A 1555-nucleotide genomic window follows, 5' to 3' on the forward strand; every position below is an offset into this window, starting at 1 on the left:
CGGGCGCAGCCCGGGGCCTGAACCGACTGGGCGGCAAGCCGCCCAATAACGGAATTCACCCACGCGCTGCGCGCTGGGTCACGGGTTAGCTTGTTGCATAACGGAATCCGGAGAAAACAAAATGATCACTTCGGAAGTCTTCATTACCAACGGGATTGGCCGAATCCAGCGGTGCGGAACCGTCCCGTTCGATCACCGCACCGCTGATTCGTTACCTACTGGTCCTGATGGGCCCGCACCGCCGCGGCACGCAGCTGCTCCCACAGTGCCGGGTTCATCCCGTGGTTGAGAAACTGCTCGAATAGCTTCCCGAAGGAGTGCGCGGGATCGAGCGCACGGCCCACGTTCACCGCCTCACGTGCCAGCGCGGCGTGACGGCTCACCCAATGAAACACTCCGGCAAGAATGATCAACGCACCGGCGAGATCATGGGGCAATACGGCCCCGACCTGACGCATTACCTCGGCGGCGGCATCGGCATTGTGTGCGTCGATCCGGGCGAACAGCAGATCACGCACCGGCACATCGTGCATCGCGGCCGCGATGATCGAGGCGTGCTCGTCCGTGACGCTGATGCCCCGCTCCCCCGCTCCGGTGGTTCCCCCCACGTACGGTGCCAACGCGAAATCGTAGGCACGGTCGGCGGCGTTCTGCGGGGCCATCGCGGCCAGAATCACGCGCTCGCGCCCGAAACCAGCGGCCACGATAGCGGCGCGGCCTGGACCATGCTGGGCCGGGGCGAAACTCGCTCGCATCTCGGCGCGGGTCATGAGCGTGGTGGAGCCGACCACGAGTGCCTCGGCGATGATCGGGTGCGCCGCCAGATCGACCGGCATGCCCGGCTGCCCGATCAAGGACCCGGCCCCGTGCCACTGACGCACCAGACCATCGGTGAACACGAACACCGGGGTCACCGCATCGGGGCGAAGCCGCTCGAGGATCGCGCCCACCACATCACCCCGCTCGGCCGGGCCGAACACCACCGCCAGCATCGACGGACTCTCCTGGAACGGTGCGGCGCTCTCGAGTGCGTCCAAGATGCGCCCCGACTCCCGCTCCGCATCGTCACCCAACTGGACCAGCATCACCGCCGCCGGGTGGCGGTCAAGGCTCAATACCGCCACCTCGTCGACCGGAAGATGACCGCCCAACGCGACCGCACCGGCAACAACATCGGACGGCGAAGACATACGAAAAACACTCACAGCAAAACCCCTTTGGGTCGGGTGGGCGAGCTGGTCAGACTCACCCGTGAATTGGACTTACGAACACCTCAGAACCTAGCCGAAACCTCGGACAAAAACCCGCATTGAACTGCGTCTATGTCCCCGGCACACCCGGTGCCGGGGACATAGACGCACGCACAGCTGTGGCCGGTGGCCGGCACCGCGCCGGCCACAGCTGCGGATTACGTGTTGGCGACGCCCTCGGCCGCTGGCACGGCCGCGCACAACTGATCCGCCGTCGACGAGGTCAATCCGGCTCATCCCAATCGGGGGTGTAGGAGTTGGGGTCTGAAGCCGCCGGTCTCGAGCAGGCTTCGGGCGATGTAGTT

Annotated in this window: 1 protein-coding gene; it reads right to left on the reverse strand. The window is 65.7% G+C overall.

Annotated elements, in window-relative coordinates:
- Nucleotides 1-215: 215 nt before the first annotated feature.
- Nucleotides 216-1190 (reverse strand): DUF4192 family protein, encoded by a 975-nt coding sequence (locus MLGJGCBP_RS19920; protein WP_043827227.1) that lies wholly within the window; start codon nt 1188-1190, stop codon nt 216-218.
- Nucleotides 1191-1555: the final 365 nt, after the last annotated feature.

It is taken from the genome of Rhodococcus sp. T7 (assembly GCF_009872365.1).
GTDB lineage: Bacteria > Actinomycetota > Actinomycetes > Mycobacteriales > Mycobacteriaceae > Rhodococcus_F.

Bases quoted from the DNA above. Each gene is read 5' to 3' on its own strand.
- MLGJGCBP_RS19920 (WP_043827227.1), bottom strand. From the start codon at position 1,190: ATGTCTTCGCCGTCCGATGTTGTTGCCGGTGCGGTCGCGTTGGGCGGT.